7 protein-coding genes and 1 pseudogene are annotated in these 6,806 nt (G+C 31.4%); all 8 read right to left on the bottom strand.

Going from position 1 to position 6,806, the window contains the following annotated elements; genetic code table 11:
- Positions 1–584 (bottom strand): AsmA family protein (locus tag EZH24_RS05355; protein WP_137998112.1); only part of this gene is annotated, 584 nt, incomplete at its 3' end.
- A 46-nt stretch (positions 585–630) separates the two neighbouring features.
- Positions 631–2,112, bottom strand: coding sequence for a peptidase (locus EZH24_RS05350; RefSeq protein WP_170310838.1), 1,482 nt, complete (start codon positions 2,110–2,112; stop codon positions 631–633).
- 91 nt (positions 2,113–2,203) lie between these two features.
- Entirely contained in the window at positions 2,204–2,599 is a 396-nt protein-coding gene (locus EZH24_RS05345; protein ID WP_137998111.1) for a transcriptional regulator GutM, read from the bottom strand.
- Between the two features lie 17 nt (positions 2,600–2,616).
- Entirely contained in the window at positions 2,617–3,567 is a 951-nt protein-coding gene (locus EZH24_RS05340; protein ID WP_137998110.1) for a sugar-binding transcriptional regulator, read from the bottom strand.
- Positions 3,568–3,692: 125 nt separating this feature from the next.
- On the bottom strand, positions 3,693–5,000 hold the full coding sequence (locus tag EZH24_RS05335; protein WP_137998109.1) for an NAD(P)H-dependent oxidoreductase: 1,308 nt from the start codon (positions 4,998–5,000) through the stop codon (positions 3,693–3,695).
- A 49-nt stretch (positions 5,001–5,049) separates the two neighbouring features.
- Positions 5,050–5,415: a PTS glucitol/sorbitol transporter subunit IIA gene (locus EZH24_RS05330; RefSeq protein WP_137998108.1), complete on the bottom strand. Its 366-nt coding sequence runs from the start codon at positions 5,413–5,415 to the stop codon at positions 5,050–5,052.
- Between the two features lie 21 nt (positions 5,416–5,436).
- Positions 5,437–6,431 (bottom strand): annotated as a pseudogene (srlE, locus tag EZH24_RS15500) (PTS glucitol/sorbitol transporter subunit IIB).
- 27 nt (positions 6,432–6,458) lie between these two features.
- The coding region (srlA, locus tag EZH24_RS05320; protein WP_137998107.1) for a PTS glucitol/sorbitol transporter subunit IIC at positions 6,459–6,806 on the bottom strand (348 nt) is incomplete at its 5' end.

Genomic DNA, 6,806 nt, shown 5'->3' with positions numbered 1-6,806 from the left:
AAATTATTTATTCTTATATTTTCTATATTCGCTTTAAATTTAAGAAAATCCAATTTGTGAAAATCGAAAGGCGCTTTATTTGTGTCTTTAATTTTCGGCTCGGACGGAGGCAAATCTGGCAAATTCAAATTTCCGCTTTCGTCCGTGAACATATTAATATATAAATTGTCAATGGAAAATTCTTTTATATTTAATTTTAATAAAAATAAAGAAAATAACGAAAATCTTAATCTAACATTATCTATTGAAATATTTTTCGCTTCGTTAAAATTTGTAGAATTATAAAGAATAGCATCGTTTATTTGAATGTTTGGAAATAATAAAGAATATTTAAAATCTCCAATTTCCAATTTTCTATTCGTCGAAGAATAAACTATATTTTCTATTAAATTTTTTACTCTCTCGTTATTGAAATAAATTCTCGCTCCGATAACGGCAAATATTAAAACGATTAAAATAATCAAAGGAATATATCTTTTTTTGAATTTCTTTTTGCTTTTAATATTATTATTTTCAATATTCGTTTCGGAAACGGAATCGGTTTCAATTTTGTTTTTCTTTTTAAAAAAATCTTTTAGTTTCATACTTTATATAATATATTCTTTATAAATAAAATGAAATAGCATAATTTTAATTTTCATAATAATAAGTATCATTTTCATTTTCGTTATCTTCATAATAGTAATAATAATCCGAATTATAATCTTCTTCTTTCAAAATTATAATATCGTTCGTATTATTAAAATTGCTTTCCAAATTTTCTTCAAATTTTTCATTTTCTTCATTATCGTAATAGTAATAATAATCATATTCGTCCGTATTTTTATTGCTTTTCGGCAACTCGTCATAATATCCGTAATTATAATCCATGCTCATTTCGTTTGAGACGCTTAAATTGAATTCGTAATTTCTCGCTTTTGAAATTCCTTTTTGCCAGCCTTCTTTCGTCAAATCTCTTTCAAAGATTAAATAATATTTTCCTTGCGATAAACTAAATATACGCTCGTCATCCGTTTGCGGCATTGTGATAATTTTTCCTAAAATGTCGTTTGAAAAACTGATATTAACCGCTTGAGAATCGATTAAAAAATATTGAAATTTTACGCTCGACTGAATCGGAATATTAAAAGTAAAATAATCTCTGTCAAAAGGATAATCTATCGCGCCTTTATAAGTTTTTCTAAATTCTATGGTTTGCGCTTCTTCGGGTTTATTGTTAGGCTCGTTTTCGGTATATTTATCGTAAGGTTTCGCTATTACGCTTAATCTGTATGGAATATTCAAAACCGAATTGCTTGCCGTCAAAACGAAATAATAAGAAGAATATGGAGGCAAAATTAATTTATCAATCGTCTCTCCATCTCCGATATTGTTTATATCTTTAATCGTTATCCAATTACCTTTCGAGCCGTATAATCTTATATTCGCGTCTATAGAAGGCACGCCCGAAAGTTCGATTGATATTGAATAAGTATTAAAAGAATTATTTGTGATTTTATAAGCGTCAATTTCCATATTTTTCAAATCGCCAGAAGTTAAAGCGGGATTATAAATTTGACTATAATATCCTTCAATCGTATAGAGTCGATTTTCGCTGTTTACTTCGATAATTTGAGCGTTGCCAATTTTATCGTTTGGTTCTTTTTCGTCCGATTCTTTATATTCTCTTTTTTGAAGTATCAAGCTATATTCCGTTTTTTCTTCCGATTCTATCGTTATATAATATTTTGGAAGCGTGGAAGCCGTCATGTCGTTATGTTCAAAATATATTCCTTTCATTATTTGGATAAAATTATTATTTTCGTTTTCAATTTCTTCGCTTATAACTTTTATTATATTTCTTTCGCTATCATATAAAGTCATAGTAATTTTAGTTTTCGCGGAATTTGAAATATAAAAATCTATGATTTGCGTTCTTCCAACTCCAAAATAATAATAATCTTTTTTTGAAGGTTCGCTCTCGCCGTTTATTCCGTCTTTTGAAATATATTGAGCCGTTTCAAAACTATAATTTTCTCCGTTTTTATTTTCCAATTGATATTTAATTTTATTGCATGAATTACACGAAACAAATAATATTAAAGTCAATAAAGTTATTAATTTTTTATTCATTTTTTATTTTTATAATTTCAATTTATAAATGGATTTCATAGCGATTATATATTATTAAATGTATATATGCAATAATTTTAAATAATTCCTTTTAAATATCAGCGTCCGCTTTTCTTTTCATATAATCGCATAATGTATTTAAAGCCTGAATATGTCCCGCTAATCTTTTCTTTTTAGTTGAAGAAAGAGAATCGTAAATAGATTTTAATTCGTATATATCTTTTCCGATTATATCTGGAATATCTTTAAATCGACTAAAAATAGTTATGCCGTCAAATATTTGCGCTCCCGTGATTTTACAATTATTATCGCATGCTATAATGACTATATTTCTTGAAAAAATATTCTTTTTACTTCCTATTCCTATATTTGATTTTTTACGAAGTCTTTTTACGGCGTTTTTATATAATTTTATTTGCAAAACCGTTCCTAACGATTGTATAATCATAAATATAAATAAAAAAACAACTATACCGTTTATTTTCATATATAAATCCTAATCAATTAATTATTAATTTTTAACAGTTTATTTGCGCAGTCGACATCCGTTATTAAAATATTTATAATATTACCTTTAATCGCTCCAATTATGCTTTCGGCTTTATTCTCTCCGTTTGCTATACAAATACGGCGAGGAACATTTTTTACCTGTTCTATATTCATCCCCGCTACAAGTTTATTGAAAGCATCGAACGGTTTAGTGTCTCCATCCTTATTAAAAAATTGAACCGCCACATCTCCTACCATACCGTTTTTAACAAAGTCGTCAAATAGTCTTTCGTTTATATAACCGCTGTTAAGTAGAGTAGATGTTCTTTTTATAGGCATTCCAATTCCCACTATCAGAGTAGATATTTTATTAAAAGCTTCTAAAACATTTTTTATAGAATCTTCTTGCAAGAATTTATTTTTTATATTTATATCTGAAAATAATAAGGGCGCAAAGAATTGTAAACATTTTGCTCTAAAAATTCTTGAAAATTCCATAGATATATAATTTGAATGTATATCGTATCTACTCTCTCCAATACCGCCTACGATTGGTATAAAAGTGCATTTTTTTTGTTCTATATCGTTTATATGTATATTATTAACAATATTTCTCAATGTCATTCCCATGCTTATTCCAACATATTCTCCGTCTTCTAAAGTTCTTGATAAAAATTTAAATGTTTCGGAAGCTATTTCTTCTATATTATCCGAATTTACTATTACTGCTTCTTTTAAATTATATTTTCTTTCCAATTCAATTTCCATTTCATAAAAATCGTTTTCAAAAGGATTAATAATTTCTATTTTAACTATTCCAAATTCATGACCAGTTTTTATTATTCTTGTCACAGACGGACGGGAAATTTTAAGAATATCCGCTATTTCTTCTTGATTTATCCCATACTTATAATATAAAGTGCAACATTTGAATATTAATCTTTTATCGTCTATAATTTTTTTCATAATTTTACAGTTAATAGATTTTGTTTTTATGATTATATATTAACTATAAAAAATTAAAAGTAATTTTCCTAAATTTATTATAAACTAAAACTTAAGAAAATTACTTTAATTAGCCTATATAATTTTTACTTATAATATATAGCGTCTTGTTCTTTTCGCACTTTATATAATTGAGTGCTTGTGTCTATTTGAACCGTATCATGAGTTAAAAGTTCTCCTTTTTTAACATCTTTTAACATTTTAGCGTTTTTATTAACAAGCCCGTATAAAACATAATTATTTTTGCGAGTATCTTCCGCCGTAGCGATAGAACCGTAAGTGGTATATCCGCCGATTCCGTCTATATTTTCTCCAGCTTTTAAGTCCTTTTTAGCTACCGTTATACATTCGCTAACGGGACCGTCTATAGGAACGATGGTAGGCTCTCTGTCAATAACCGCTTTCGCTACAGTTAAAGGCGTTTCAAGGTTGCAAAGGTGATATGGTCTATATAGAGTCCATAAAGGTCCAGGTCCCATGCTATGATATTGCATTTGATACGCTATCTCTTCGTTATTCGTGCTTACCGTAACAAATACTCCTGGAGCTATGCCGTTCACATATTCTACAACGCCATGCTTATTCAATATTCCGCCCTCGCTTTTTAATCTAAATATTTGATTTAATTCTTTGCATCTTTCGTCAGGCGAAGCTTTTGGACCATGTCCTCCGATTATATCTGGGATAAGTCCAGTGGCGTTTGACATAGCAGTCATTTCAACCATAGTTTTTGTTCCGTCTTTAAAAGCGCATAGCATTCTTGGGCTCATTATTCTTCTGTTTGCTTCTTCCAAAACCGTATCTGGATTGCAATCGTAATCGAGTTTATTATTTTTTCCTTTTCCCATTACTTTAACATCCATTCCCATAGCTTTTGCAAAAGAATAAAGTTCCATAACGGCGCCAGGCTCGTCTCCCGCCGAACCAGTATATATAACTCCTTTTGAATCGGCTAATCTTTTTAGATACGGTCCTATTACCACATCGGTTTCCACATCCATCATAACGACATGTTTTCCATTATTGATAGAATCTATAGCGATTTTTACGCCTATCTCTGGAACGCCCGTAACATCTATTGCGCATTCGACTAAATTAACTTGCGATATCAAATCCGCATTTTCTGTGGCTACATATTTGCCCATTTCCATATATTTATTGGCGTCTTCTAAAGTATTGGCTACGACTATTTTATCGTCTTGTATCCCAGCATAGTGAAAAGCGTTAATAACATTTTCTATTTTTATATCCGCTACTATGGCTGGCATTATGCCTTTCATGAGCGCCATTTGGGTAACCATACCTCGTCCCATTTGTCCCGCACCTACTATGCCCGTTTTTATAATTTTTCCTTGTTCTTCTCTTTTTAAGAGTTTTAAATCCATATTTAACATTTATTTATTCTCCTTTTATGTTTTATAATATTTTTTTAGTTTTTTATTTTCAAAAAATTTGAAATTTAGCCCCTTTCTGTATATCTTCAAACGCTATTTCCTTTTCTCCTTGAAGCATTATATGACCAGGCATATACGCTTCCTCTCCACCTGAAAAGTTAAAAGTGGCATGCCCTAACTCTGAAAATGTCCTACAAGCTTCAGAACCTACCGCCGAAACCGTAAAACTTTTAGTTCCTATTATTACCGTATCGCCTACTTGTATATCGTTAAGAAGTTCCGATTTGGTATGCAATACGGAAATATCCGCTAATTCGGAAGGCGAACCTTCATTGAAGAAAATAATAAAATTTGCTTCTTTAAGCAAAGCTTTAACATCTACGCCATAGCTAACTATTTCCGAAGAATATTTCATATTTTTCTCCTTAAAAAATTTTTACTTATATAGCCCTATGCTAAATAAATAGGCTATAATCACGGATAAAGGTCCCGTAATGATTCTTGAATATAATACGGCTGGAACTCCTAATTCTATAGTATCAGGTTCCGCTTCTCCCAAACTTAATCCTACTGGAACAAAGTCTCCGCCAACTTGAGCGTTAATAGCAAAAAGGGCTGGCAAAGCGTATTGAGGAGGTATATTTCCAAGCCCTATTTGAGCGCCCAATAGAGTTCCGACTACTTGAGCTATTACGGCTCCCGGTCCCAATATTGGAGATAAGAAAGGCAAAGCGCATACTATAGAAATTACTATCATGCCTGGCAAAGTGGAAGCGATTGGAGATATAGTATTCGCTATTATATTACCGATACCAGAAGCTTGTATAATTCCTAAAATCATACTTACAAAAGCCATAAACGGCAATATATTTTTTATAACCATATCGATAGTTTCGCGTCCCGCCTGATAGAATTTATTAACGAAAGCTCCAACGCCAATGCCGAGTCTTGTTATGATATTTTTCTTTTTGCCGAGATTCATTTTTTCTAATTCTTCTCTCGCCTGTTGTTTGGTTTTTGGAGCTTCGGATAATTTTTTATCAAAATCCGATGTAGTTTCGGCTTGATTAGAATAAGATAAACATTTTTCGCTTACATCCGACACATACAATTCTTCTTTGATGAATTGAGCGAGCGGACCTACTTTTCCTACAGCCATTAAATTAACGGTATATATATTCTTTTTTGGATATACGCCGCATCTTGCAGTTCCTCCGCAATCTACAACGGCAACCAATACTTCGTCATCGTTTATTCCATGCGAAAAACCGTCTACGGCTGTCGCGCCCGTCATTTCGGCTATTTTATGAGCTAAAGGATGTACCCCCCCCCCGTGACGCTTAACACTTTATTTCGTTTTTCGTCTGGTTTTAAGAATAGAGGACCGCCCCAGCCTGAAGGACCTTTTTCTATTTTTATAGATTTATACATATTGTAATCTCCTTAAAAATTTTAGAATTATTTTTTAGTTAAAAAAGCGTATATTTTTTCCGTTATAATACCGCGTATAAGTATCACTATTACGCCTACTATAAAATATCTAACCGCAAGGTCTCCTAAAGGCAGTTTTAAATTTGTAATGCCCGTAGCTATTCCCATATATACGAAAAGCTCTCCTCCGTTCGCATGGGGAAACAGTCCAGTTACTGGATGAAGAAAACTTACCGTAGCGTCATAATACGCGGGTTTGTATTTTTCTTCTACAAATCTTCCGAATGTATAGCACATCGGATTTCCCAAAAACAAGACGGCTAGAACTGGTATAATGGTATACCTTGTGATAGTATATTTAGTAGCGAATCTTAA

It is taken from the genome of Brachyspira catarrhinii, assembly GCF_005518285.1.
GTDB lineage: Bacteria > Spirochaetota > Brachyspiria > Brachyspirales > Brachyspiraceae > Brachyspira > Brachyspira catarrhinii.
This window is presented reverse-complemented; position numbering and strand designations above follow the sequence as displayed.